The 24947-nt window shown below is 67.9% G+C and carries 19 protein-coding genes; 11 read left to right on the top strand and 8 right to left on the bottom strand.

The annotated features are described in order from the left end of the window. The first annotated feature begins 179 nt into the window (after positions 1–179). Genes ASG91_RS18585 through solA form a run of 4 tightly spaced genes read left to right on the top strand, consistent with a single transcriptional unit; the run spans position 180 to position 4028 of the window. On the top strand, positions 180–1112 hold the full coding sequence (locus ASG91_RS18585) for an ABC transporter substrate-binding protein (RefSeq protein WP_056924110.1): 933 nt from the start codon (positions 180–182) through the stop codon (positions 1110–1112). A gap of 49 nt (positions 1113–1161) precedes the next feature. Continuing rightward, complete coding sequence (locus ASG91_RS18580) at positions 1162–2067, top strand: amino acid ABC transporter permease (protein ID WP_056924109.1); 906 nt, start codon at positions 1162–1164, stop codon at positions 2065–2067. Next, positions 2064–2894, top strand: a complete 831-nt coding sequence (locus ASG91_RS18575) for an amino acid ABC transporter ATP-binding protein (RefSeq protein WP_082594313.1) — start codon at positions 2064–2066, stop codon at positions 2892–2894. Before ASG91_RS18580 ends, ASG91_RS18575 begins: the two co-directional genes overlap by 4 nt. After that, positions 2895–4028 carry an N-methyl-L-tryptophan oxidase gene (gene solA / locus ASG91_RS18570; protein ID WP_056924108.1) on the top strand — a complete coding sequence of 378 codons (1134 nt, stop codon included), beginning with the start codon at positions 2895–2897 and terminating at the stop codon, positions 4026–4028. A gap of 26 nt (positions 4029–4054) precedes the next feature. Here the strand turns inward: solA and ASG91_RS18565 are convergent, their stop codons facing one another. Then, positions 4055–4759 (bottom strand): GntR family transcriptional regulator, encoded by a 705-nt coding sequence (locus ASG91_RS18565; protein WP_082594312.1) that lies wholly within the window; start codon positions 4757–4759, stop codon positions 4055–4057. Between the two features lie 63 nt (positions 4760–4822). Here ASG91_RS18565 and ASG91_RS18560 point away from each other — a divergent pair, with 63 nt between their 5' ends. From ASG91_RS18560 to ASG91_RS18550, 3 genes are all read left to right on the top strand, one after another. After that, positions 4823–6097 carry an aspartate aminotransferase family protein gene (locus tag ASG91_RS18560; RefSeq protein ID WP_056924106.1) on the top strand — a complete coding sequence of 425 codons (1275 nt, stop codon included), beginning with the start codon at positions 4823–4825 and terminating at the stop codon, positions 6095–6097. Positions 6098–6219: 122 nt separating this feature from the next. Next, positions 6220–7725, top strand: coding sequence for an NAD-dependent succinate-semialdehyde dehydrogenase (locus ASG91_RS18555; RefSeq protein WP_056924105.1), 1506 nt, complete (start codon positions 6220–6222; stop codon positions 7723–7725). Continuing rightward, entirely contained in the window at positions 7722–8813 is a 1092-nt protein-coding gene (locus ASG91_RS18550; protein WP_056924273.1) for a tartrate dehydrogenase, read from the top strand. Before ASG91_RS18555 ends, ASG91_RS18550 begins: the two co-directional genes overlap by 4 nt. Before the next feature lie 432 nt (positions 8814–9245). On the opposite strand, the gene ASG91_RS18545 is transcribed toward ASG91_RS18550, so the two are convergent. After that, positions 9246–9881: a TetR/AcrR family transcriptional regulator gene (locus ASG91_RS18545; RefSeq protein ID WP_162257553.1), complete on the bottom strand. Its 636-nt coding sequence runs from the start codon at positions 9879–9881 to the stop codon at positions 9246–9248. Between the two features lie 104 nt (positions 9882–9985). On the opposite strand from ASG91_RS18545, the gene ASG91_RS18540 reads away from it, so the two are divergent. The 3 genes from ASG91_RS18540 to ASG91_RS18530 are packed head-to-tail and all read left to right on the top strand — an operon-like array spanning position 9986 to position 16044. Next, entirely contained in the window at positions 9986–11473 is a 1488-nt protein-coding gene (locus ASG91_RS18540; RefSeq protein ID WP_056924103.1) for an APC family permease, read from the top strand. After that, complete coding sequence (locus tag ASG91_RS18535; RefSeq protein WP_056924102.1) at positions 11470–13083, top strand: amidohydrolase; 1614 nt, start codon at positions 11470–11472, stop codon at positions 13081–13083. The genes ASG91_RS18540 and ASG91_RS18535 overlap by 4 nt, the downstream gene beginning before the upstream one ends. Before the next feature lie 48 nt (positions 13084–13131). Beyond that, the gene (locus tag ASG91_RS18530) at positions 13132–16044 is read left to right on the top strand and encodes an aminotransferase (RefSeq protein ID WP_056924101.1); all 2913 of its coding nucleotides are present in this window, start codon (positions 13132–13134) and stop codon (positions 16042–16044) included. Positions 16045–16465: 421 nt separating this feature from the next. Here ASG91_RS18530 and ASG91_RS21315 read toward each other — a convergent pair whose 3' ends face one another. Further along, entirely contained in the window at positions 16466–16756 is a 291-nt protein-coding gene (locus tag ASG91_RS21315; protein ID WP_056924100.1) for a substrate-binding domain-containing protein, read from the bottom strand. 468 nt (positions 16757–17224) lie between these two features. On the opposite strand from ASG91_RS21315, the gene ASG91_RS18520 reads away from it, so the two are divergent. Then, on the top strand, positions 17225–17668 hold the full coding sequence (locus ASG91_RS18520) for a hemerythrin domain-containing protein (protein WP_200961354.1): 444 nt from the start codon (positions 17225–17227) through the stop codon (positions 17666–17668). A gap of 63 nt (positions 17669–17731) precedes the next feature. Here ASG91_RS18520 and ASG91_RS18515 read toward each other — a convergent pair whose 3' ends face one another. From ASG91_RS18515 to ASG91_RS18495, 5 genes are read right to left on the bottom strand one after another with little or no spacing between them, the layout of a single operon-like run. Next, positions 17732–18076: a cupin domain-containing protein gene (locus ASG91_RS18515; RefSeq protein WP_369820394.1), complete on the bottom strand. Its 345-nt coding sequence runs from the start codon at positions 18074–18076 to the stop codon at positions 17732–17734. Between the two features lie 41 nt (positions 18077–18117). Next, a complete protein-coding gene (gene narI / locus ASG91_RS18510; RefSeq protein ID WP_056924098.1) occupies positions 18118–18846 on the bottom strand; it encodes a respiratory nitrate reductase subunit gamma in 729 nt (242 codons plus the stop codon). Continuing rightward, positions 18843–19553, bottom strand: a complete 711-nt coding sequence (gene narJ / locus ASG91_RS18505; RefSeq protein WP_056924097.1) for a nitrate reductase molybdenum cofactor assembly chaperone — start codon at positions 19551–19553, stop codon at positions 18843–18845. Before narJ ends, narI begins: the two co-directional genes overlap by 4 nt. Next, the gene (narH, locus tag ASG91_RS18500) at positions 19550–21199 is read right to left on the bottom strand and encodes a nitrate reductase subunit beta (protein ID WP_056924096.1); all 1650 of its coding nucleotides are present in this window, start codon (positions 21197–21199) and stop codon (positions 19550–19552) included. Before narH ends, narJ begins: the two co-directional genes overlap by 4 nt. Next, on the bottom strand, positions 21199–24915 hold the full coding sequence (locus tag ASG91_RS18495; RefSeq protein ID WP_056924271.1) for a nitrate reductase subunit alpha: 3717 nt from the start codon (positions 24913–24915) through the stop codon (positions 21199–21201). Before ASG91_RS18495 ends, narH begins: the two co-directional genes overlap by 1 nt. Positions 24916–24947 lie beyond the last annotated feature (32 nt).

Genomic DNA, 24947 nt, shown 5'->3' with positions numbered 1-24947 from the left:
CCCGGGCGTCCCTGAACGGACTCTTGCGCTGGACTCGAGACGTTGGCAGGGGCCGTGTGGCCCCATGTCCCTGAAGCGTCCCCGAACGAAAAGTCAAAGTTTTGTTAGCAGATTGTCGACAATCGGCTGAAGACATGCTTCGATGGCTGGCAAGAGTCCATCGCTGGAAGGGAAAGACCATGAGAGTTGGAACGAAGTTCGCCGCCCTGGCTTCGGGGGCTGCACTCCTGCTGACGATCAGTGCGTGCGGAGGGGGTGGCGCCGCGGCCAACGGCGGCCCCAGCGCCGCCGACGCCTCCGCCGACTCGCTGCCGAACGTGAAGGCGGACCCGGAGGCGGTCAAGCTGCTGCCGGCGGACCTGCGAAAGGGCGGGACGATCACGATGGCCGCGGACCTGCACTACCCACCCACCTCGTTCCTCGCCGAGGACAACAAGACGCCGATCGGGTACAACGTCGACATCGCTCACCTGCTAGGCCAGACGCTCGGGCTGAAGGTCGAGGTCAAGAACGTGGCCTGGGATGGAGTGATCCCGGGGATCGCGGCTCAGCGCTACGACTTCACCGCCACCAACATGACTCCGACGCCGGAGCGGCTCAAGGTGCTGGACATGGTCACCTACTGGTCCGCCGGGTCGTCCCTCATCGTGGCGAAGGGCAACCCGCTGGACCTGGACCTGACCGACCAGTCCCTGTGCGGCAGGAAGATCGCGGTGATGACCGGTAGCACGCAGCAGGAGACCTACGTCCCCGAGATCTCCAAGGCGTGTCAGGGCAACGGCGCGGATCCCGTCGACGCCGTGGTCCTGCCGAACGTGCAGGGAGCGTTGACCCAGCTCGCCTCGAAGCGGATAGACGGGGTCTTCTCCGACACCTCCCAGCTGGGGTGGGCGGCCAAGCAGCAGCCGCAGGCGTTCGAGCTGTTCCCGCAGCAGTACAAGAAGAAGCAAGGGAACGACATCGTGGCCCTCGGGGTGGCGAAGAACTCCCCGCTCGCGCCGGCGCTGCATGCCGCGATGCAGTCGCTGATGGACGGGCCGGCGTACAAGGCCACACTGGACAAGTGGGGCCTCGGCGGTGGCGCCATCCCGACGTCGGAACTGTTGAAGTAGCGCCGTGGCGTCGGGCATCAGTCTTGGACAGCGGGCCCCGACCGAGGAGATGAGACGGGTGAAGACCACCGAGAAGCCGCGGGTGCACCAACGAGGACTCCTGGAGTACGCCGCGTGGGCGCTGTGTCTGCTCATCGTCATCGGCGTGGCACACACGCTGGCGACGAACGAGAACTACCAGTGGGGCGTGGTGGCGCAGTACTTCACCGCCCCCACGGTGCTCAAGGGCCTGGTCCTGACGCTGGTGCTGACCGCGTTGACGATGTTCTTCGGCACCATCCTGGCCATGTTCATCGCGATCCTGCGGGTCTCGAAGGTGCGGCCCCTGATGTTGCTCGCGTCGGGCTACATCACGTTCTTCCGTGGCACCCCGGTGCTGGTCCAGCTGATCTTCTGGTTCAACATCGCCGCGCTCTACCCGAACATCAGGATCGGGATCCCGTTCACCGATGTCTCTCAGGCGGTGGACGTGAACGCGTTGATGAGTGCCACCACGGCGGCCATCGTCGGGCTGTCGATGAACGTGGCGGCTTACTTGGCCGAGATCATCCGCGGCGGGTTCGCCTCGGTGGACAAGGGGCAGCTCGAGGCCGCGGACTCCCTCGGCATGAGCGGTCGGACGAAGCTGTGGCGGATCATCATCCCGCAGTCGATGCCGACCGTGATCCCCGCCGTCGGCAACCAGGTGATCGGCATGTTCAAGGAGACGTCGCTGGTCAGCGTCCTCGGGGTGGCTGAGCTGCTGCAGAGCGTCCAGCTGATCTATGCGCGCACCTACCAGACCATCCCGCTGCTGATCGTGGCCTGCCTGTGGTACCTGCTCATGACCCTCGCCCTGAGCTACCCCCAGTCCCTGATCGAGAAGAAGTACTCCCGCTCCAAGTCCCGCGTCGCCACCGGCGCCGCACAGCCCCAGCTCCCGCTGGACGCAACCGTGGGTGGTGAAGCCAGATGACCGACGTGAGCAACGACGTGACCAACAACCCGGCCAACAGCGTGACCGGCGGCGTGACCGGCGGCGTGGGCACCGTGTACGCGCGCGGCCTGCGCAAGTCCTTCGGCGACCGGGTGGTCCTGGACCGGATCGACCTGGACGTCAAGTGCGGTGAGATCGTCTGCCTGATCGGCCCGAGCGGGTCGGGCAAGTCGACCCTGCTGCGGTGCGTCAACGGGTTGGAGGAGGTCGACCGCGGGGTCCTGCGCGTCAACGGCGAGGACCTCGGCTTCCGCGAGACCGACAACGCCTACCAGGCGCTGCCCCGCAAGGAGCTTGCCGCCCAACGCACTCGGATCGGGATGGTGTTCCAGCAGTTCAACCTCTTCCCCAACATGACCGCCCGCGAGAACGTCATGTCGGGGCCGGTGCTGGTGAAGGGGACGCCGAAACGCGAGGCGTCGCAGCGGGCCGACTCGCTGCTGGCCAGCGTCGGGCTCGAGGGCCACGGCGAGCACTACCCCTGGCAGATGTCTGGAGGTCAGCAGCAACGCGTGGCCATCGCCCGCGCGTTGGCGATGGACCCGCAGGTGATGCTGTTCGACGAGCCGACCAGCGCCCTGGACCCCGAACGTGTCGGGGAGGTCCTCGCCGTGATGAAGGACCTCGCCGAACGCGGCATGACCATGATGGTGGCCACCCACGAGATGGGCTTCGCCAAGGAGGTCGCCGACACGGTGATGTTCATGGACGGCGGCCTCGTTGTCGAACAAGGACCATCCAAGAACGTCATCTGCAACCCCAAGGAGCCCCGTACCCAGAAGTTCCTGGAGAAGGTGTTGGTGTAGATGTCGGACGGACAGCTGGCCGTCATCGGCCTCGGCAGCATCGGCAGCATGGCGCTCTGGCAGGCGTCCCAGACGTCGCGATCCGTCGTCGGTTTGGAAGCCGCGTCTCCCGCCCACCCGCGTAGCGCCGTCGGCGGCGACACCCGGCTGTTTCGGATGACCTATCGCGGGGAGGGGAGCTACTACCCGGTGCTCCGGGTCGCCCAGCATCTGTGGCGGGAGCTCGAGCAGCAGTCCGGTCAGACCATCCTGACCCAGTGCGGTGGCCTCTCGATCGGGGAGATCGACGGCAGCTACATCCCCGCACTGCTCGAGTCGATCAAGCGGACGGGTGCGCCGCACGAGATCCTCGACCACGCCGAGATGGAGCGTCGCTATCCGCAACACCGCCTCGCTGCGGGCGAATGCGGGATCTTGGATCCCGAGGGAGGCTTCTTGCGCACGGATCGCGCTGTCCTGTCAGCGATCGACGCGGCGAAGAACAACGGGGCCAGCGTGGTGACCGGTACGCCGATCCGCGAGATCCGCGAGGTGCCGGGCGGCGTCCGGATCAGCACGGACGCCGACACCTGGGTGTTCGAGCGGGTCATCGTGTCCTCCGGCGCGTGGTCGCGCGACCTGCTCCCATCTTCGCTGCAGGGTCAAGTGCAGACCTGGCGGATCTACCTCTCTTGGTTCGCGGCGCGCGACCCCAAGGAGTTCGAGCCGGAAAGGTTTCCAATCTTCATCCGGATCACCGGTCAACGCTCCCTCTATGGGGCGCCCACCCTCGATGGAGCGAGCGTCAAGGCGACGCTGGATGGCCGGGGGCAGCCGGCACCCAACGCAAACAGTGTCGATCGTGCGCTCACCGCAGCGGAGATCGCTGAGTCCGAGGAGACGGTTGCGCAGTTCCTGCCTGGGCTGATTCCCTGCATCGTGCGCTCCGATGCGTACCCGGATCTGTACACGAGTGATGCCACGCCCCTCGTGGGTTTTGTCCCGGGCAGCGACCGGATCTATCTGGCAACGGGCTTCTCCGGTGCTGGATTCAAGATGGCCTCGGCATTCGGGTCGATCGCCGCCTCCGAGGCGCTGGGCCGCCCCGCAGGGGTCGAGGGTCTCGAATTCGTCCGGCCCGAGCGCCTCGTCTGAGGCTCGGCGCGCCATGAGGACGCCGATCAGCGTGCGGCAGCCCCAGAGTCTCCGGAGCCGTCCCCCCGCGCGGCGACAATCTGCGCCACACGTGCCGCATTGCGGACGATGTGCGAGCGAACCGCTTCCACCGCCTTACCGCTGTCGCCGGACTCGATGGCGTCGAGGATGTCCTTGTGCTCGACCAGCAAGTCTTGGGGACGCTCGAACTCGCGATCTTCGACCGACAGCACCATCAGGTAGAACCGCAGCTCGACCATGAGCTCTGTGTAGAAGATGTCTAGCCTGCTGCTGTCGAGCATTCCGACGATGGCGGAGTGGAACTCCAGGTCCACTTCGACGATCTGCGCTGGTTCATGCGTTGACGCCGCCTGTTCCAGTCGCTGGTAGGCGCTCCTGAGCTTGGCGATGTGGTCCGGGCTCGCGGGGCGCGCCGCCGCCGCGGTCTCGAGTCGCTCGCGGGCGGCGTACAGCGCCTCCACCCTTTCCGGGGTGGGCGAGATCACCACCGCGCCGCGGTTGACCTCGTGACGTACGAGCCCGCTCAGCTCGAGGATCCGGACGGCTTCGCGCACGGTGTTCCGAGCGACGCCGAGCTCTGCAGCGATTGCGCTCTCCCGCAGTGGTGCCCCGGCGGCGAACGCGCCGCTGAGGATCCGGGAGGCCAGGCCATTGGCCACCTGCTGGGCGGCGGTCTGTCGGTGAATCACAAGGCCATCCAGTGCTGACATGGGGCCATCATAAGCGAAATCGTGGGCTTGTGCAGTTCAGTTCAACTGTACTACAGTTACTTCATGATCGGCGTACGAGAAATCACCCCCGGCGATGCGTACTGGAACCCGCAGGCTCACATGCCCACAGCGCGGAAGCGGAGGCTGGTCATCACTGGCGGCAAGGGAGTCTGGCTGGAGACGTCGACCGGTGACCGTCTCATCGACGCGACCTCGAGTCTCTGGCACGCCAACATCGGGCACGGCCGCGAACGGCTCGCTCGCGCGGCATACGACCAGATGACGAAGCTGGAGACCTATCACACCTTCGGACGGACAGTGAACGAACCCGCTCTTCAGTTGGCGGACTGGCTCGCGGCCGAGGCGCCGATGGCGGGTGCCAAGGTGATGCTCACCAGTGGCGGCTCTGACTCGGTCGACCTCGCCTGCAAGCTGGCGCGGCGGCACTGGCAGCTGGAAGGCCGGCCGGGCAAGAAGCTCATCCTTAGCCGCCACAATGCCTACCACGGGCTGCACGCCTTCGGGACCAGCGTCGCTGGTCTCAGCTACAACCGGGAGGGTTACGGAGCCGACTCCCTGGTGCCCGAGACCGCCCGGATCTCCACGAACGACCTCCAGGACGTCGGCCGCTCGGTCCTGGAGCTGGGGCCCGAGAACATCGCAGCCATCATCGCCGAGCCGGTCATCGGCACGGGGGGAGTGATCGGGCCTGCCGAGGGCTACCTCGAGGGGCTCGAGGCATTGTGCCGGCAGCACGACATCCTGTTCATCGCCGACGAGGTCATCACGGGCTTCGGCCGGACGGGGCACATGTTCGCCTCCCAGCGCTGGGGCATCGTGCCGGACATCGTGACGGTGGCGAAGGGCATCACTTCGGGCTACGCGCCGCTGGGAGGTGTCCTGGTCGCCCCCCGTGTGGCGGACCGCTTCTTTGCCGGGCCGGACGCGCCCATCTTCCGCCATGGACTCACCTACTCCGGGCACGCCACTGCCTGTGTCGTCGCCATGGCGAACCTCGAGGTGCTGGCCGAGGAGTCCCTCGTCGAGGAGGCCGGCCGGCTGGAGGCTGTCCTGGAGCTGATGGTGAAGCCACTGCGCAACAGCGAGCTGGTCGTCGACGTGCGTGCGGGCGCCGGCTTCATGGCCGGTGTCCAGCTCCGCGCCGAGGTGGACGCCGACCCGATCATCGACGCCTGTGCGGAGTCTGGCGTCCTGATCAGGACCATCCACGACAACACGCTCCAGATCTGTCCGCCGTTCGTCTGCACCGACGATGACGTGGCGCAGATCGTCGACGCGATCGACGGTGCGCTGGCGTCCTACGACGGGCCACGTTGACAGCCGGCGCGACCACCGCGCCCCTTCCCCGACCGACGGACAGCGCCAAGGGGCTCGCCTCGCCAGCGCGGCATCGAAAGTCGGAAACAGCCCCACATCACCTGGATCCTGGAGAGGTTCTCATGAGCACACACGCCGCAGCACCGGCCACCTCAGCGCTGACCGAGCGTGAGTCGCGCCTCATCAAGGCAGTCCCCAAGCAGCTGCTCATTGACGGGCGCTGGGTCGACTCCGAGGATGGCGCGACCTTCGACGTGATCGACCCCTCGACCGGCGAGCCGTTGTGTGCCGTCGCTGACGCAACCCCCGCGGACGGTCGCCGCGCACTGGATGCCGCCGTGGCTGCGCAGTCGTCGTTCGCCCGGACCAGCCCGCGTGAACGGGCAGACATCCTGAACCGGGCTTTCGACCTGCTGCACGAGCGGATCGACGACCTGGCGCTGCTGATGACCCTGGAGATGGGCAAACCGGTGGCCGAAGCCAGGGGGGAGATCGCGTATGCCGCGGAGTTCCTTCGGCACTTCGCCGGTGAGGCACTACGGATCGACGGCGGCTACCAAACATCGCCGGCCGGGGATGCGCGGTTCCTGGTGACCAGGCAACCGGTCGGCCCCTGTCTGCTGATCACCCCGTGGAACTTCCCGATGGCGATGGGAACGCGCAAGATCGGGCCGGCGATCGCCGCGGGCTGCACCAGCGTCATCAAGCCTGCGCCCCAGACACCCTTGTCGATGCTGGCCCTCGGCGCCATCCTCGCCGAGGCTGGACTGCCCGACGGGGTCGTGAACATCGTGACCTGCATGCGAGCGAACGAGGTGGTGGAGCCGCTGATCCGTTCGGGTCTGGCGCGCAAGCTGTCCTTCACCGGCTCCACCAAGGTCGGCAAGATCCTGCTGGAGCAGTGCGCCGACAAGGTCCTGCGCACATCCATGGAGCTGGGCGGAAACGCTCCGTTCATCGTGTTCGAGGACGCCGACCTCGACGAGGCGGTGGCCGGTGCCATGGCCGCCAAGATGCGCAACATGGGGGAGGCATGCACGGCCGCGAACCGCATCTACGTCCACGAGTCCGTGATCGAAGAGTTCGGTGCTCGGCTCTCCGAGAAGATGGCCGCCCTCAAGGTCGGGCGCGGGACTGAGGAGGGTGTCACGGTCGGACCGCTGATCGACGATGCGGCCCAGAGAAAGGTCGCCGAGCTTGTGGCTGACGCGGTGGACCGTGGTGCGACCGTCCTGACGGGTGGTGGTGCGGGTGAGCGTGCCGGGTACTTCTACGCACCGACCGTGCTCACCGGGGTGTCGCCGCAGGCGCGGATGGCGAGCGAGGAGATCTTCGGCCCGGTGGCCCCGCTCACCCCGTTCAGCACCGAGGCAGAGGTCGTGGCAGTCGCCAACGACACCCCGTACGGATTGGTTGCCTACGTCTACACCAACGACCTGCGACGTGCGTTGCGGGTCGGCGAGGCGATGGAGTCCGGCATGGTCGGGCTCAACCAGGGCGTTGTGTCCAACCCGGCCGCGCCCTTCGGCGGGGTCAAGGAGTCCGGGCTGGGCCGCGAGGGTGGCAGCGTCGGCATCGACGAGTTCCTCGAGCTGAAGTACATCGGCATCGCCATGGGGTGGTCATGAGCAACGACACCAGCACCAGGCGACACTCGATCGCCGTCATCGCCGGCGACGGGATCGGGACCGAGGTGGTCCCACTGGCCACCGAGGTCATCGACGCCGCCGGCGTACGTCACGGGTTCACGGTCGACTGGACTCCCTATCCCTGGGGCTCCGAGTACTACCGCGAGCACGGGACGATGATGCCCTCCGACGGCCTCGACCAACTGGCGCAGCACGATGCCGTGTTCTTCGGGGCAGTCGGGGCACCGGACATTCCCGACCACGTCACCCTGTGGGGGCTGCTGATTCCGATTCGCCGCGGTTTCCAGCAGTGCGTCAACCTTCGACCGGTGCGGCATGTGCCGGGCGTGTCCAGCCCGCTCGCCAACCCCGAGGGCACCGACATGGTGATCGTCCGGGAGAACGTGGAGGGCGAGTACTCGGAAGTGGGTGGCCGGTTCGGGCGCGGCACCGACGCAGAGCTCGCCGTGCAGGAGGCGATCTTCACCAGGCAGGGAACGACGCGGGTAGCACGCTATGCAGCCGAGCTGGCCGCGACGCGGCGCGGGCAGCTGACCTCGGCCACGAAGTCCAACGGGATCATCCACTCGATGCCGTTCTGGGACGAGGTCGTGGCCCAGACCGTGGCCGAGCAACCCGGGGTGGAACTACGGAGCCTGCTGATCGATGCGTTCGCCGCTGCGATGGTGACGCGCCCTCAGCAGTTCGATGTCGTGGTCGCGTCCAACCTCTTCGGCGACATCCTGTCGGATCTGGCGGCCGCGTGCGTGGGATCGATCGGGCTCGCAGCCAGCGGAAACCTCAACCCAGAGCGGCGATATCCCTCCATGTTCGAACCAGTGCACGGTTCAGCACCGGACATCGCCGGACGCGGCATCGCCAATCCAGTGGGGCAGATCGCCACCGGCGCGCTCATGCTCGACTTCCTCGGCGAGACAACCGCAGCCAGCGGCATCAACCGGGCTATCGACACGGTGCTGCGGGACGGTCCCCGGACCCGCGACATCGGTGGGACCGATGACACCCGCAATGTCTCGGACGCCATTCGCGACAAGATCGCGGATGCGGCCGTAGACATTCAGGCATGAGCGGCCATGTTCCAAGGCAAAGGGCCGATGTGTCGTTGTTGCGTCCCGCACCGTGCTTGAGGAGGGCGGGTTCCGACCGGTGAGGTCCAGCCCATAACCGGTGTGCCGGGTCAGAACGAGACTTCGGCGTTCACCGTGGAGGCATGGCCCGGTCCGGGTCCGCCGCAGTGCGGTGGCATCCCTCGGTCTGGAAATCCATCGCGAAAGCTTCGAAGGTTCGAATCCTTCACCTGTCGCCCAGTGCAGCAGAGGGCCCCTGACCAGCGGAAACGCCGGCTAGAGGTGCTCTGTCATTATCCGGCAGGGGTAGCCGACGCAGGAAGATTCACGGCCTCATCTTCAGCCTGCTGACCTGCGGAAACGCGGCGCTTGTTTGGACCGCGCGGCTGCATTCTGGGTCATAGGACTTGACTTTCGAACGCTGGGCCACGATTAGGGCTGGCCCCCGTCGGCCAAGCGGGCGATGCCCGCGATGAGGATGTCCAGGGCGAGATCGAAGGCCCGATCAGATCGTTGCCGTCCGGAGCCGGCCTGCTGGATCGCCGCGATCAACGCGGGGCTGCGGGCCTGGTCCACCGCCCAGACCTCATCGGGCGCTGCGAGGTCGAGGGCAGCGCCGAAGACAACGCTGTCACACATCGTGATCACGTCCAGCAGCTGCCCGTCCGGCACGTCCGCGGCCCTCAGGGTCTCGGCGAGCTCGTCGTACATGCCCATGACTTCCGGAGACGACACGGTGTACGCGGTCACCAGCGGAATGAGGCGCTGGTGCCGGGCGAAACACTCGCGGTACCGGCGGAGCATCGCGCGCACCGTCTGCTCCCACGGGCCGGAGTCGCCGGCCGCGAGGCCGCCCTCGCGGGACACGCCGCCCTCGCGGAACACCAAGGAGCGCATCGCCTCGACGATCTCGCCCTTGCTGGAGACGTGGTTGTAGAGCGACGAGGGTCGCACTCTGAGGGCGTCGGCGACCTGGGCGATGGTGAACTCGCCCGTGCCATCGACCAGACGGAGCGCTGCCATCGCGATGGCGTCCTTGGACAACAACGGCGTACGGGGCCTACCCACGGTTTCCTCTCTAGCCAGACAGATTCTCGACGGATCCCTTGACATGTGAGACAGGTCGCCATCACTCTAAACGAACATCATTCGTTTACAGCATCGAGGTCGCCATGTCTGCACTCCCTGCCAGCTCCACCTCCTCGGTCTCGGCACCATCTTCGCCCAGGTCGGGCTCGACGGAGCTCCGCCCGGACTCCATCGGCACCGTCGGCGTGATGGCGACCGTCATCTCTGCGGCCGCCCCCCTCACAGTCATGGCCGGCGTCGCCCCGGTGGCACTGGCCATCGGCGGCGTCGGCGTGCCCGGTGCCTATCTGCTGGCCGGTGCGGTGCTGGCGATCTTCGCGATCGGGTTCACCGCGATGGCGGCAGAGATCAGACGAACCGGCGGCTTCTTCGTCTACATCGGGCACGCGTTCGGCGGCACTGCCGGTTTCGCCGCCGCGGTGCTGGCCATCGTGTCCTACAACTTCCTCCAGATCGGGGTCTACGGTCTCCTCGGGATCCAGACTCGCGCGGCGCTCGACGACCTCTTCGGCGTGACCGCTCCGTGGTGGGTGATCTCGGCGATCGCTGTGGTGGCCGTGTTCATCCTCGGAGCGCTCGGGATCGATGTCGGCGCAAAGGTGCTCGTGGTGCTGATCACCCTGGAGTCGGCGATCCTGGCGATCATGGGCATCGCCATCGTCGTTCAGGGTGGCGCGAACGGACTCGGGGTCGCCTCGTTCGACCCCCACAACATCTTCACCAGCGGGGTGCTCGCGGTCCTCGGGATCTGCTTCGCCGCGTTCATGGGGTTCGAGTCGACGGCGTTGTACCGTGCGGAGGCGCGTGACCCCGCCCGCACGATCCCGCGGGCGACGTACGCCGCGGTCGGGTTCATGGCGCTGTTCTACTGCTTCATCGCCTGGACGGTGGTGCAGGCGATCGGACAGGCCGACGTCCAGGCCCGGGCCGGCGAGCAGGGGCCGGCGCTGTTCTTCGCCACCATCCATCAGTACGTCGGCGGCTGGGCCGAGCACGCGATGTACGCCCTCATCGTGACCAGCGTCTACGCCTCGCAGCTCGCCTTCCACAACGCGATCAACCGCTACACCTTCGGGATGGCGCAGAGCGGTGCGCTGCCGCGCCTGTTCGCCCGCACCAACCGTGCTGGAAGCCCGGCGTTCGCGGGTGCGGTGCAGAGCCTGCTGGCGCTCACCGTTGTGCTCGTCTTCGGGCTGGCGGGACTCGACCCGTTCCAGGACCTGCTCATCAAGGTCAACACTCCCGGCGTCATCGGCATCATCGTGTTGCAGGCGCTCGCGGCAGCCGCGGCGGTCGCGTTCTTCCTGCGCCGTCGGGACATGCCGCGACGGATGTTCCTCATCTCCAGCTCGGTGGTCGCGGTTGGGCTGATGGCGTGGGTCATCTACATGGTGGTCAAGCACCTCGACGTGCTCACCGGCGCGCCCAAGGCGACCAACGACGTGCTGCTCGCGGTTGTCCCAGCCGTGCTCCTGCTCGGTGTCGTCGGCGGCCTCGTGCTGCGAAGCATCCGACCCGACACAATCGCTCTGCTCGCCCGCGACGACGCCGGCGTGGAGCTGCCGGAATGATCGACCTCATCGTCACCGCCGACCGGATCAGAACCATGGCCGGCGCAGAACTGGGCGTGACCGCTGTGGCGATCCGCGACGGCCGGATCGCCGCCCTCGGCAGTCGTGAGGACGTCACCGCGTGGCGGGGAGCGGCGACCCGGGTCGTCGACCTGGGCGGGGCGACGGTCACGCCCGGTCTCATCGACGCGCACGTCCACCCCGTGCTGGGAGCCAAGCTCACGCGCGGCGTCGCGTTGCTCGGCCTCGACCTCGACGGCGTCCGCCGCGCGCTGACCGACCATGCCGCCACCCTCGAGCCCGGCACCTGGGTGCTCGGTTGGGGCCTGGACCCGAACGTGGTGCACGGAAGGAGGCTGACCGCAGCGGACATCGACGACGTGGTCGGCAGACGGCCGGCGCTGATCAGGCTCTTCGACGGCCACTCGGCGCTCGCCTCCACCGAGGCGCTGCGGGTCGCCGGCGTCGACGGCCCGCGCGCCTTCGACCAGCGGTCGGAGGTCGTGTGCGACGCCCACGGGCGGCCGACCGGGCTGCTGCTCGAGGCGGCCGCGATCGCCCTGGTGGACACCGCGGCGCCCGAGGCATCCGTCGAGGAGATCGCCGCACGCGCCCACGAGGCGCTGTCGGGAATGGCTGCGCTCGGGATCACCGCGGCCCACGCGCTCGAGCACGCGCCCGAGGCGCCTGCGGTCTACGGGCTGATCGAGGCCGAGGGCGAGCTGCCGGTCCGGTTGCGATGCTCCCCTTGGGTGCAGCCAGGCACGCACGAAGCGGACTGGGCGAGGGTCGCGCAACTGCAAGGCACGGGCGGTCGTCGCTGGTACGTGCGCGGCGCGAAGCTGTTCATCGACGGCACCGTGGACAACGGCACGGCGTGGCTCGCCGAGCCCGACACGCTGGGCGAGTCGACGTCGCCGTACTGGCCCGATCCGGCGGAATTCTCCCGCGCCATCGGCTGGTTCGACGCCCACGACGTGCCGACCACCACGCACGCGATCGGTGACCAGGGCGTCCGGCATGCGCTCCAGGCGGTGGCTCGAGCCGGTGGCCGGGTGCGGCACCGGATCGAGCACGTCGAGACCATCCCGGACGACCTGGTCGAGGTGTTCGCGAGGCTGCCGATCACCGCCAGCATGCAGCCCACGCACTGCACGGAGTACACCGCACCAGATCACAGCGACAACTGGTCGACGCGGCTGGGCCCGGCGCGGACGAGCCGCGGCTGGCGGATCCGCGACCTGCGAGACGCGGGCGTGCGCGTCGCGCTCGGCTCGGACTGGCCGATCGCGGACTTCGACCCTCGAGGCATCCTGGCCGCCGCGCAGCTGCGCCGGCGCGGCGGCGCCCCGGACCGTGCGCCGATCGGGCCGGAGCAGGCGATCACTGCCCGGATGGCGCTCGAGGGCTACACCGTGCACGCGGCGTGGTCGGTCGGCGAGGACGACGTCGCGGGCACCCTCGAGGTCGGCAAGCGCGCGGACCTGACCGCGTTCGCGGTGGACCCGCTGCTTGCGCCGCCGGACGAGCTGGTCGACGCTCCGATCATCCTGACGGTGGCGGAGGGTGCGATCACCCACGAGGCATTGGTCGGTGCTGCATGGACCTGACCGCATCACCCAGCAGCAACCAAGGAACGAGCGGGCGGGGGCAGTGAGATGACGACCGGGATGGACTTCGACGCCGTCACCCTTCCCGCGCCACGCGTCGACGAGGCGTGGGCTCGAAGGGTCGTCCGGGAATCGTTCGGTATCGACGCCGTTGCGCACCAGCTGGGTAGCAACCAGGACGCCAACTTCCTCATCCGGACGCCCGACGGCCAACCAGTGGCGGTGCTCAAGGTGTCGAATCCCGCCTTCGGCGCCGCCGAGGTCACAGTCCAGGACGATGCTGCCGACCGAATAGCCGCTGCATGTCCGGAGCTGAGGGTCGCCCATGTGCTGCGCGGTGATGACGGAGTCGCCCAGCGCATCAGGGTCGCCACTCCGGACGGCCCAGCGGTCGCGCGGCTGATCCGGTTCCTGGACGGCGGCACGCTCTTCGACAAGGGCTACCTGGATCCGCGAAGCGTGGCCCGGTTGGGCGAGGTCGCAGCCAAGGTCGACCTGGCGCTGGCTGACATCACCGATGGCAACGGACTCGACCGGGTCCTGCAGTGGGACCTGCAATATGCAGACAGGACGGTGGCCACGCTCGGCTCGTCGCTACCCGCAGCTCGGCGTGCCGAGATCGAAACAGCTGCGGCCAGGGCCTGGCACCTGCTCGCACCCCTCGTCCCCGACCTCCCTGTACAGGTCGTGCACCTCGACCTCACCGACGACAACACCGTGCTCGGCGCAGACGGTCTCGTCGACGGGGTGATCGACTTCAGCGATCTGACCAGGACCTGGACGGTCTGCGAGCTCGCGATCGCGATCTCTTCGATCCTGCACCACCCCGGCGCGGAGCCGGCCAGCGTTCTACCCGCGGTGCGGGCGTACCACTCCCTGCGTCCGCTGTCCGAGGCCGAGGTCATGGCGATCTGGCCACTCGTGGTTCTGCGTGCCGGGGTCCTGGTGGCCAGCGGCTGCCACCAGGTGGCAGTCGACGGTGACAACGCCTATGCGGAGACGCGCCTGGTCAGGGAGTGGCGCATCGCGGAACAGGCGCTCTCGGTCCCGCCCGAGGTGATGACCGCCATGATCGGCGACGCCCTGGGCCTGAGCGCAATCCGTGGCGCTGCAGCGGCGCCCGTGCCGGACGGAGTGCTGCTAGCCCTCCCGGACGCGGCGGTGCTAGACCTGTCCCCGCAGTCGTCGTTGCTGGACGGCGGGGCGTGGGAGAACGCCGAGATTCCGGAGGTGCTTGCCGCGGATCTTTTGGCGGCTGGGCATCGCGCCGTGGTGACGAGGTTCGGCGAGGCACGCCTTGCCGGCAGTGGCGTGCTCGTGCACGCGCAGCCTGCGACTGTCGCGACCGGGATAGACCTCTGGACGGCCGGATCCGAGGAGCTCAGGGCACCGTGGGACTGCGAGGTGTCCTCCGACGAGTCTGGCATCGTGCTGCTCGCCGACGGCTTCGAGCTGGTGGCGCACGGTGTCGTCGCTTCTGCAACGGGAGCCGTGGGCGCAGGCACGGTGGTCGCCACGACGGTGCCGAGCGGTCGAACCCGGATCACGGCGGGCCTCCGGGCCGGAGGGGTACCCGAGGGGGTAGCCGCGCAGTACGCACGGGGATGGCTGGCGACGCTGGCCGACCCCGCTCCTCTGCTCGGGCTGCCCATGACGGACGCAGGTGACGTCGGCAGCGCAGCGGAGTCCGTGCTCCAACAACGCGAACGTGCCCTGGCCGAAGTCCAGGAGCACTACTACCGCGAGCCGCCCCGGATCGAACGCGGCTGGCGCCACTTCCTCATCACCGAGGAGGGTCGCCCGCTGCTGGACATGATCAACAACATCGCGGTGGTCGGCCACTCTCACCCGCGTCTCGCGAGAACTGCCGAACGCCAGCTACGGCTGTTGAACACGAACTCCCGATTCAACTACGAGGCGATCGCCGCGTTCAGCGCCCGGCTCGCCGACCTCGCGCCTGATCCGCTGGACACCGTCTTCCTGGTGAACTCCGGCTCGGAGGCGACCGACCTGGCCATCCGGCTCGCGCTCGTGGCCACCGGCCGGTCCGACATGGTCGCGATGAGCGAGGCATACCACGGCTGGACCTACGCGTCGGACGCGGTCTCCACCTCTGTCGCCGACAACCCCAATGCCCTGCACACCCGACCCAGCTGGGTGCACACCGTCCCGGCGCCGAACCCGTACCGGGGTCAGCACCGCGGGGCCGACGCGACCCGGTACGGACCCGAAGCGGCCGCCGCCATCGACGAGCTCGCCGCATCCGGACAAGCGCCGGCCGGCTTCATCGGCGAGGCCTACTACGGCAACGCCGGCGGCATGCCCTTGCCCGAGGGATACCTCGCCGCCGTGTACTCCGCGGTACGCCGCCACGGCGGCCTGACGATCGCCGACGAGATCCAGGTCGGCTACGGCCGGCTCGGTCACTGGTTCTGGGGATTCGAGCAGCAAGGCGTCGTTCCCGACATCATCGCCGTGGCGAAGGCAGTGGGAAACGGCGTCCCGGTGGCAGCCGTCATCACCAGCCGCGCTGTGGCCGACAAGTACCGCGACGCTGGCTACTTCTTCTCCTCCACCGGCGGCAGCCCGCTGTCCTCACGCATCGGTCTGTGCGTGCTCGACATCATCCGTGACGAGGACCTGCAGGGAAACGCTCGAACGGTGGGCGGCCATCTCAAGGCCCGTCTCGAAGAGCTGGCGCAACGGCACGACATCATCGGAGCCGTCCACGGATACGGCCTCTACCTGGGCGTGGAACTGGTGCGCGACCGGACGACGCTCGAACCGGCATCGAGTGAGACAGCGGCCATCTGCGACCGGATGCTCGACCTCGGTGTGGTGATTCAGCCGACGAGTGACCGGATGAACGTGCTCAAGGTGAAGCCGCCACTGTGCTTGGACCAGGCCGCTGCCGACTTCTTTGTCGACACCCTCGACCGGGTGCTGTCGGAGGGCTGGTGACCGAGCGCGCGACTCACCCCGAGTGTGGCACCTCCGGTGCATCGCTCGCAGGCGTTCAAACTTTCGACGACGAGCGGTAAGCGGTCAGGCTTGGCCAACGACGTCAAGTACGGCCCGGCGTCCAGCGTGTGGACCACGGATCACGGGGCCTGCGCGGTCACCGAACACGGTCGCGCCCGTATCTCCGGGGGGCGCCACGTGAGCCCTGTGCGCGGCATACCTGGTCTCGGGGTCCGGACGCCGATCGGTCGGTATGCCGGCGGGCTGGCACCCGCGCCCGGATGCCGAAGGCTTCGTAGGCGGCAACCATGATCGCCTCGCGCCGCGCGATTCCTGGTGCGTAGTGCCGCGGCCGTCCGCTGCCCACCCCGGTGCTGACCGGGTCCCGGTCACGCCGCCTGACCGCGGGCCCCTGAGGGGCTCAACCTGACCAGGACGTGGCGCGCCGCAGGTCGCGAACGGAGTCGCGGACCTGGAGCGGCATCGGCACCAAGTTCTCGCCGTTCCCCGTGTCCGGCGCCAGAGCGATCGCCATCGCGAGTCTGCCCATCTCGTAGTAGGGAAGTCTGGCCGTGGTCAGGGGCGGTCGCATGTAGGCCCCCAGCTCGTCGTCGTCGAAGGAGACGAGGGAGACGTCGTCGGGAACGCGCAGCCCGTGACAAGACTTGCAAGCGCAGGGTGAGCTGGCTGCCGAGATGCTCATCCGGCGCATGGGGGATCCGACCCTTCCGGCTGAGATCGTGACAGCCCCGACGGAGCTTGTGCTGCGCGGCACCACGGGGAGTCCGGGCCCCGACCGGACCGACGTTGAGGATGCTTGGCCGACACAGGATCCACCGAAGCGTGGTGAGATCACTGATGACCAGATCCCCATACAGGCTGACATCCCAAGCGCCAGCGCGCTGCGGAGTCACAACCCGAGACCGTTGGGCGGCGGTACCGCGTGACACCGCAGATCAGCGCGCCCTTCTGCGGGCGCACGGACCGGCCCGGGAGTGAGGCCGCCGGGTGTCAGGCCTTCCTGGCCGGGTGGGCCTTCCTTGCTGGGCCGTCTTCCCGGCCTCGAGAACTGGCTGGTCCCATGCCCGTCGTCTACGGGTCGACGTCGCCTAGGGTCGGAGGAACGGGTCCGACCCCGTAGAGGGATGGAGCCATGTGCCACTACTGCGGGTGTCGAGAGATGCCTCTGATCCGGGACTACATCGCCGAGCACGAGCGGGCGACCAACCTCGGTGGCGACGCGGTGCGCGCCATCGACCGCGGTGAGCTGGCCGAGGCGAGTGAGCTTCTGCGCCTGATGGGTGCCGAGCTGCGGTCCCACTGGCAGGGCGAGGAGAACGGCCTGTTCGCCGTGATGGGTCGCGACCCCCTGGCGGCGGAGCACATCGGTCCATTGGTGCGGGAGCACCGCGAGCTCGAGGACCTGCTTGTCGCCGTGGATCTGGCTGACCCGGCCGACCAGGAACGTATCCGGACTGCGGTCTCCGAGCTGCACGAACACATCGCGAAGGAGGAGGACGGCCTCTTCCCTGCGTCACTCATCGCGCTGGGAGGCGCCGAGTGGGACGCCTCGATGCTGGCGTGGCAGGAGGCTCACCCGGGTCAGAGCATGATCGGGCAGTGATGCCCGCTTGGTGCAGGGCCAGCCGCCCGACCTTGGGTCAGTGCGCGGGCTGGCAGCCAGGTGTCAGCCGTTCTTCTTCCCGACGCTCAAGAGGATCGCGGAGTCTTCGTCGGCCTCGAGGGCGTGTCTGGCATCGGGCACGACCAGCAGGTCCCCCGTTGACCCGCTCCACGAAGTGTCCCCTGAGACGAGCCTGACGTGTCCGTGCAGGACCTGGACCGTCGCTTCGCCCGGATTCTCGTGCTCGTCGAGGGCGCTGCCGGCGCGGAGTGCGATGAGGGTCTGGCGAAGGACATGGTCGTGACCTCCGAACACGGTCTGTGCACTCCGTCCGCTGGTCGCCGTCCGGGCGAGCTCGAGGTGGTGTCGCGTCAGATCGTTCAGGGACTCGTTCTGCATCGTGCTCATCTCCAGGGTTGTGGTTCAGGTCTGGCGGGGGCGCAGAGCCCTCAGCCGACGCGGTCCCAACCGCGACGGGGCCGGTGGCTGCCGAGCTGGGCGTCGTCGCGACTGCGGTAGACGATGTAGGGGCGGGTCAGGTAGCCGACCGGCGCGCTGAACACGTGCACCAGCCTGGTGAAGGGCCACAGGGCGAACAGCCCGAAGGCGACCAGCGCGTGCAGCTGGAATCCCAGCGGCGCGTCCGCCATCAGGGAGGCGTCGGGGTGGAACGCGAGGAACGAGCGGTACCAGACGGATACGCCCTCGCGGTAGTTGTACTCGCCGCCGATCGTCATGATCGAGCCGGCGATGGTGTTCCACATGCCCAGCACGATCACGACGGCGAGGAAGGCGTACATGACCTTGTCCATGCGCGTGGTGGCGGAGAAGACGGGGCCGACGGTGCGTCTGCGGTACATCAGGATCGCCATGCCGACCACGGCCATCACGCCGGCCAGCAGGCCTCCCGTGACGGCCACCACGTGGTAGGCGTGCTCGCTGACCCCGGCCCAGTCCGTCCAGGACTGCGGCACCAGCAGGCCGATGATGTGGCCGCCGACGACGCCGAGCATCCCGAAGTGGAAGAGCGGGCTCCCGATGCGCAGCAGGCGGTTCTCGTAGAGCTGGGACGATCGCGTGGTCCACCCGAACTTGTCGTAGCGGTAGCGCCACAGGTGACCGACCACGAAGGTCGTCAGGCACAGGTAGGGGAGGATGACGAAGAGGAACTCGTTCATGTGCGGGCTCCCGGGAACGACGGCATGGGCAGCGCGATGGATGCCGTGGCAGCACGGGTGTCCGCGCCGGGGCTGAACTGCGGGTTGGCGAACGGGGCGAGCCCGACCTCTTCCTCGGGTGGCCCCTCGGCAGCGAGACGCCGGACGGCATCGCGCTCGTCGCCACGCAGCGGCGGCAACGTGGCGGTGACTGCATCGATCAGGTGCGCCCACGGCGAGCCCATGTCCCGCAGCGAGAGTCGCAGCAGCTCGAGGCCGGCCCGGTGGTCGAGCATCAGGTCGCGGCCGATGTCCTGGTCGACGGTGGCGGCGAACTCGAGCACCACACAGAGGTGGTCGGGCAGCTCCCCGTCGTCGAGCTCGAACCCGGCGCGCAGGTACGACTGCTTGAACCGGAGCAGTGCCATCCCGCGCTTGCGGGTGTCCCCATGGGCGAAGTAGGTCAGGAACAGGTTGCAGCGGCGCCGAGTGTCGAACGTCTCGACGTAGTCCGCCTGGAGCTCCGGCAGCGGAGTGGACTGGAGGTGGTCAAGGAAGGCCCGGATGGAGCCCCCAACCGCCGGCGTCAGCCGCTGCGAGGCGGACCTCAGCAGGTCGGCGCGGGCGAGGAGGAACTCGTCCGGGTAGTCCAGGAGCAGGGAGACCGACTGCCACACGATGGTGAGCTGGTCGGGGGGCAGGGTCGGTCTGGGACGGCGGCTGCTCATGAGTCGGAGCCCGTTGGTGGGAACATCCCCGGCGGGGAGCCCTTGCCATCCCAGTTGAGGAGGTTGACCCGGCCCTTTGTGTGGCTCGGTCCGGCCAGCGAGTCGGAGGTCTGCCGGTCCTGGAGCATCTGGAAGTTCTCGACCGCGATCGGCGTCGGGATTCCGGACCCCTCGCCGAACAGGTCCTGCTGTCCGCCGCCGTACTCCGACACGGAGCACTCCGTGGACAGCTCCTCCAGGGAGTGGGCCTGCTCGGCGTGCGCGGCCGGGATGACGTAGCGCTCGTCGTACTTCGCGATCGCGAGGAGGCGGTACATGTCGTACAACTCCTCCTCGCTCATCCCCACTGCGGCGGGGATCGAGGGGTCGGGGTCGCGGCCCATGTTGATGTCGCGCATGTAGCAGCGCATCGCGGCGAGCTTCTTGAGGACGGCGTCCACGGGTTCGACCTCGCCGGCCGTGAAGAGCTCGGCGAGGTACTCGATGGGGATCCGGAGGGCGTCGATCGCGGCGAAGAGGTTGCCCTTGTCCTCGGCGTCCTCCCCGGTCTCTGCGACGACGTCGACGACGGGGGACAGGGGTGGGATGTACCAGACCATGGGCATGGTGCGGTACTCCGGGTGGAGCGGCAGTGCGACCTTGAAGGTGTTGATCAGGGCGTAGATCGGTGAGCGCTGTGCCGCGTCGATCCAGTCGCGGGCGATGCCGGCGTACTCCGCCGCACGCATCACCTCGGGGTCGAACGGGTCGAGGAACACGTCGCGCTGGGCCTCGTAGAGCCCCTGGTCGTCAGTGGTCGAGGCGGCCGCGAGGACCTTGTCGGCGTCGTAGAGCATCAACCCGATGTAGCGCAGCCGACCCACACAGGTCTCGGCGCACACGGTTGGCAGGCCGACCTCGATACGCGGGAAGCAGAACGTGCACTTCTCGGCCTTGCCGGTGCGGTGGTTGAAGTAGATCTTCTTGTAGGGGCAGCCCGAGACGCACTTGCGCCAGCCCCGGCACTTGTCCTGGTCAACCAGGACGATGCCGTCCTCCTCGCGCTTGTAGATCGCGCCGCTGGGGCAGGACGCGGCGCACGACGGGTTGAGGCAGTGCTCGCAGATCCGGGGCAGGTAGAACATGAAGGTCTGCTCGAACTCGAACTTCACCTTGTCGGCGATCTTCTTGAGCATGGGGTCGCGGTGCGCGGTCTCGGTGGAGCCGCCGAGGTCGTCGTCCCAGTTGGCCGACCACTCGATCTTCATGTTCTTGCCGCTGATCAGCGACTTGGGTCGTGCGACCGGAGTGTGCTCCTGGGCGGGCGCGTCGGTGAGGGTGGAGTAGTCGTACGTCCACGGTTCGTAGTACTCGCCGATCGAGGGCAGGATCGGGTTGGAGAAGATCGTCATCAGGTTCTTGAGGCGTCCGCCTGCCTTGAGCTTCATGCGGCCGCTCTTGGTGAGCTCCCAGCCGCCCTTCCACTTCTCCTGGTCCTCGTAGGTGCGCGGGTAGCCGAGCCCAGGCCGAGTCTCGACGTTGTTGAACCAGATGTACTCGGTGCCCGAGCGGTTGGTCCATGCCTGCTTGCAGGTCACCGAGCAGGTGTGGCACCCGATGCACTTGTCGAGGTTCATCACCATCGCCATCTGGGCCATGACCTTCATCAGTACGTCACGTCCTGGCTGCGCTTGCGGATGATGGTGACCTCGTCACGTTGGTTGCCGGTGGGGCCGAGATAGTTGAACGCAAAGGTCAGCTGGGCGTACCCCCCGATCAGGTGGGACGGCTTCACGAGCAGCCGGGTCAGTGAGTTGTGGATTCCTCCGCGCTTGCCGGACGTCTCCGCCAGCGGTACGTCGATCAGCCGGTCCTGGGCGTGGTACATGTACACCGTTCCCTCCGGCATCCGGTGCGAGACGATCGCCCGGGCCACGACGACGCCGTTGCGGTTGACCGCCTCGATCCAGTCGTTGTCCTTGATGCCGACCTTGGCCGCGTCGCGGTCGCTCATCCAGATGTTCTGGCCGCCGCGCGAGAGCGAGAGCATGAACAGGTTGTCCTGGTACTCCGAGTGGATCGACCACTTGTTGTGTGGGGTCAGGTACCGCACGGTCAGCCCCTCGACCTGGCCGGCCGAACCGTCCGACACGGTGCCCAGCGCGGGCTCGGCGAACAGCGCCGCCATGTTGAGCGGGGGCCGGTATACGGGAAGGCCCTCGCCGAGCTCGGTCATCCAGTCGTGGTCGAGGTAGAAGTGCATCCGCCCGGTCAGGGTGTGCCAGGGCTTCTTGCGCTCCACGTTGATCGTGAAGGGTGAGTAGCGCCGCCCCCCGGTCTCCGAACCCGACCACTCCGGCGAGGTGATCACCGGCACGGGCGGCCCCTGGGTGTCGGCGAAGGTGATCTGCTTGCCCTCGTGCTCCTCGGCCAGATCGGCCAGTCGCACTCCGGTGCGCTTCTCGAGGGTCTTGAAGCCCTGGGTGGCCAGGTGCCCGTTGGTGGTCCCGGACATCGCGAGGATCGCCTCGCACACGTTGACGTCCTTCTTCAGCGACGGCCGACCGTCGGCCACGCCGCCTCGGACCGCCCCGTTCTTGGCCCGGAGGTAGTCGACCTGCTTACTGAGCTCGAACGTGACGCCCTTGGTGGTCGCGCCGAGCGTGTCCACCAGGGGGCCGAGTGCGTTCATCTTCTCTGCGACTGCGCCGTAATCACGCTCCACCTCGACGAGCTTGGGCATCGTGACACCGGGGATCGGCTCGCACTCGCCCTTCTTCCAGTCGCGCACGACGCCGTGCGGGTTGGCCATCGCGTCGGGGGTGTCGTGGGTGAGCGGCACGGCGACCACGTCCTTGCGGACACCGAGGTGCGTGGCGGCGAGCTCGCTGAACTTCTCGGCGATCGTCTGCCACGCGTCCCAGTCGGTGCGGGTCTGCCACGGCGGGGCGATGGCGGGGTTGAAGGAGTGTACGAAGGGGTGCATGTCGGTGGTGTTGAGGTCGTGCTTCTCGTACCAGGTGGCGGCGGGGAGGACGACGTCGGAGAAGATCGTGGTGCTGGTCTGGCGGAAGTCGATCGTCATGAGCAGGTCGAGCTTTCCCTCCGGTGCCTCGTCCCTCCACTTCACATCGACGGGTCGTTGCCCCTCAGGTGTCTCGGTGGCTCGCACCGAGGAGTCGGTGCCGAGCAGGTGCTTGAGGAAGTACTCGTTGCCCTTGCCCGACGAGCCGAGGAGGTTGGCCCGCCAGATCGACAGGATCCTCGGATAGTTGCTGGGCGCGTCAGGGTCCTCGCCGGCGAAGTCCAGCTCGCCGGACTTGAGCTGTTCGGCGACGTACTCGCCGATCGGCTTCCCGGCGGCAGCCGCGTCGTCGCTGAGGTCGAGCGGGTTGCGGTCGAAGGTGGGATAGGACGGCATCCAGCCCATCCGGGCGCTCTGGGCGATGACGTCGGCAGTGGACTTGCCCGCGAGCTGGCCCTTGCCGGTGGTCGCTGAGAGGGTATCGGCGCCGAACTGGTCGTAGCGGAACTGGTTGGTGTGCAGGTACCAGTACGCCGTTTGGATCATGTTGCGCGGCGGCCGGTTCCAGTCGAGTGCGTTGGCGATCTGCGTGTAGCCGGTGATCGGGCGGACCTTCTCCTGACCGACGTAGTGGGCCCAGCCGCCGCCGTTGACGCCTTGGCAGCCGGTGAGGTTGGTGAGGGTGAGGAAGGCGCGGTAGATCGTGTCGGAGTGGAACCAGTGGTTGGTGCCGGCGCCCATGACGATCATGGACCGGCCCTTGGACTCCTCGGCGTTCTGCGCGAACTCGCGCCCGATCCGAGCGGCGGTGGCGGCCGGCACTCCCGTGATGGCCTCTTGCCAGGCGGGCGTGTACGGCGACTGTGCGTCGTCGTAACCCCTGTTGTCACCGGTCGGCCAGACTCCCGGAAGGGCCTGACCCTCGTGCGACCGGCCAACCCCGTACTGCGCGAGGAGCAGGTCGTAGACGGTGGTGACCAGGTGACCGTCGACGCGGCGCACGGGTATGCCCCGAGGAAGGTCGGCGGCCGCGCCGTCAGGGGTGTCGAAACGCGGCATACGGACGACGACGGACTCGGTCGCGGTGTCCAGGAGGGAGAGAACCGGGTCGACGTCGCCGAGCTCGAGGTTCCAGCTGCCCACCCCTGCCTCGCCGTACCGATGGCCCAGCGACCCGTTCGGGATGACGGGCTTGCCGGTGACGGAGTCGATGAGCACGGTCTTGAAGGCGGCGTTCTCGTCGCCGATGTGGTCGGGGAGGTCGGCGGCGGTGAGGAACTTGCCGGCGGTGTACTCACCGTCAGCCGCTTCCTCGAGGCGGACCAGGTGGGGCAGGTCGGTGTAGGTCTTCACGTACTCGGTGAAGTAGGGCGTCTGGCGGTCGACGAAGAACTCCTTCAGCACGACGTGGCCCATCGCCATCGCGAGGGCGGCGTCCGTGCCGGGCTTGGCAGCCAGCCACTCGTCGGCGAACTTCACGTTGTCGGCGTAGTCCGGGGCGACGGCGATGACCTTCTGGCCGCGGTATCGGGCCTCGGTCATCCAGTGGGCGTCCGGCGTGCGGGTGACGGGGAGGTTGGAGCCCCACATGATCAGGTAGCCCGCGTTCCACCAGTCACCGGACTCGGGGACGTCGGTCTGGTCGCCGAAGACCTGCGGGGAGGCGACGGGGAGGTCGGCGTACCAGTCGTAGAAGCTCAGCATGGAGCCGCCGATGAGGTTCACGAACCTGGCGCCGGAGGCATGCGAGACCATCGACATCGCGGGGATGGGCGAGAATCCGGCGACGCGGTCGGGCCCGTACTTCTTGATCGTGTGGACGTGCGCAGCGGCGACGATCTCGCTGACTTCCTCCCAGGTGGCGCGGACCAGGCCGCCCTTACCGCGCGCCGACTTGTATGCCTTGGCCCGCAACGGGTTCTCGACGATGTGCTCCCAGGCTTTCACCGGGTCCCCGTCGTGCTGGGACCTGGCCTCGCGGAACATCTGGAGCAGGACGCCGCGCACATACGGGTAGCGCACTCGAGTGGGGGAGTAGGTGTACCAGGAGAACGCCGCGCCACGGGGGCAGCCGCGGGGCTCGTACTCGGGGGAGTCCGGGCCGACCGAGGGATAGTCGGTCTGCTGGGTCTCCCACGTGATGATCCCGTCCTTGACGTAGACCTTCCACGAGCAGGAGCCGGTGCAGTTCACCCCGTGGGTGGACCGTACGACCTTGTCGTGGCTCCAGCGGTCGCGGTAGAAGTCGTCGGCCTCGCGCCCTCCGACCTGCGAGATGGTCCGGAGGTCGTCCGAGACGGTTCCCTTGGTGAAGAACCTCCGGCTGCGGACCAGTGCCTCCATGAGGGAGCCGTCCATCCCGATGTCGGACGTGGACTTCTTGTGCGAGG

This window comes from Phycicoccus sp. Soil802, assembly GCF_001429605.1.
Taxonomy (GTDB): Bacteria; Actinomycetota; Actinomycetes; order Actinomycetales; family Dermatophilaceae; genus Pedococcus.
The sequence above is the reverse complement of the archived record's forward strand: the minus strand, read 5'-3'. Positions and strand labels throughout refer to the sequence as shown.

What these genes read in the sequence shown, in the direction of transcription:
- ASG91_RS18585 (WP_056924110.1), top strand. Translation starts at nt 180, where the DNA reads ATGAGAGTTGGAACGAAGTTCGCCGCCCTGGCTTCGGGGGCTGCACTC.
- ASG91_RS18580 (WP_056924109.1), top strand. Translation starts at nt 1,162, where the DNA reads ATGAGACGGGTGAAGACCACCGAGAAGCCGCGGGTGCACCAACGAGGA.
- ASG91_RS18575 (WP_082594313.1), top strand. Translation starts at nt 2,064, where the DNA reads ATGACCGACGTGAGCAACGACGTGACCAACAACCCGGCCAACAGCGTG.
- solA (WP_056924108.1), top strand. Translation starts at nt 2,895, where the DNA reads ATGTCGGACGGACAGCTGGCCGTCATCGGCCTCGGCAGCATCGGCAGC.
- ASG91_RS18565 (WP_082594312.1), bottom strand. Translation starts at nt 4,759, where the DNA reads ATGTCAGCACTGGATGGCCTTGTGATTCACCGACAGACCGCCGCCCAG.
- ASG91_RS18560 (WP_056924106.1), top strand. Translation starts at nt 4,823, where the DNA reads ATGATCGGCGTACGAGAAATCACCCCCGGCGATGCGTACTGGAACCCG.
- ASG91_RS18555 (WP_056924105.1), top strand. Translation starts at nt 6,220, where the DNA reads ATGAGCACACACGCCGCAGCACCGGCCACCTCAGCGCTGACCGAGCGT.
- ASG91_RS18550 (WP_056924273.1), top strand. Translation starts at nt 7,722, where the DNA reads ATGAGCAACGACACCAGCACCAGGCGACACTCGATCGCCGTCATCGCC.
- ASG91_RS18540 (WP_056924103.1), top strand. Translation starts at nt 9,986, where the DNA reads ATGTCTGCACTCCCTGCCAGCTCCACCTCCTCGGTCTCGGCACCATCT.
- ASG91_RS18535 (WP_056924102.1), top strand. Translation starts at nt 11,470, where the DNA reads ATGATCGACCTCATCGTCACCGCCGACCGGATCAGAACCATGGCCGGC.
- ASG91_RS18530 (WP_056924101.1), top strand. Translation starts at nt 13,132, where the DNA reads ATGACGACCGGGATGGACTTCGACGCCGTCACCCTTCCCGCGCCACGC.
- ASG91_RS21315 (WP_056924100.1), bottom strand. Translation starts at nt 16,756, where the DNA reads ATGCGCCGGATGAGCATCTCGGCAGCCAGCTCACCCTGCGCTTGCAAG.
- ASG91_RS18520 (WP_200961354.1), top strand. Translation starts at nt 17,225, where the DNA reads ATGCCTCTGATCCGGGACTACATCGCCGAGCACGAGCGGGCGACCAAC.
- ASG91_RS18515 (WP_369820394.1), bottom strand. Translation starts at nt 18,076, where the DNA reads ATGAGCACGATGCAGAACGAGTCCCTGAACGATCTGACGCGACACCAC.
- narI (WP_056924098.1), bottom strand. Translation starts at nt 18,846, where the DNA reads ATGAACGAGTTCCTCTTCGTCATCCTCCCCTACCTGTGCCTGACGACC.
- narJ (WP_056924097.1), bottom strand. Translation starts at nt 19,553, where the DNA reads ATGAGCAGCCGCCGTCCCAGACCGACCCTGCCCCCCGACCAGCTCACC.
- narH (WP_056924096.1), bottom strand. Translation starts at nt 21,199, where the DNA reads ATGAAGGTCATGGCCCAGATGGCGATGGTGATGAACCTCGACAAGTGC.
- ASG91_RS18495 (WP_056924271.1), bottom strand. Translation starts at nt 24,915, where the DNA reads ATGGACGGCTCCCTCATGGAGGCACTGGTCCGCAGCCGGAGGTTCTTC.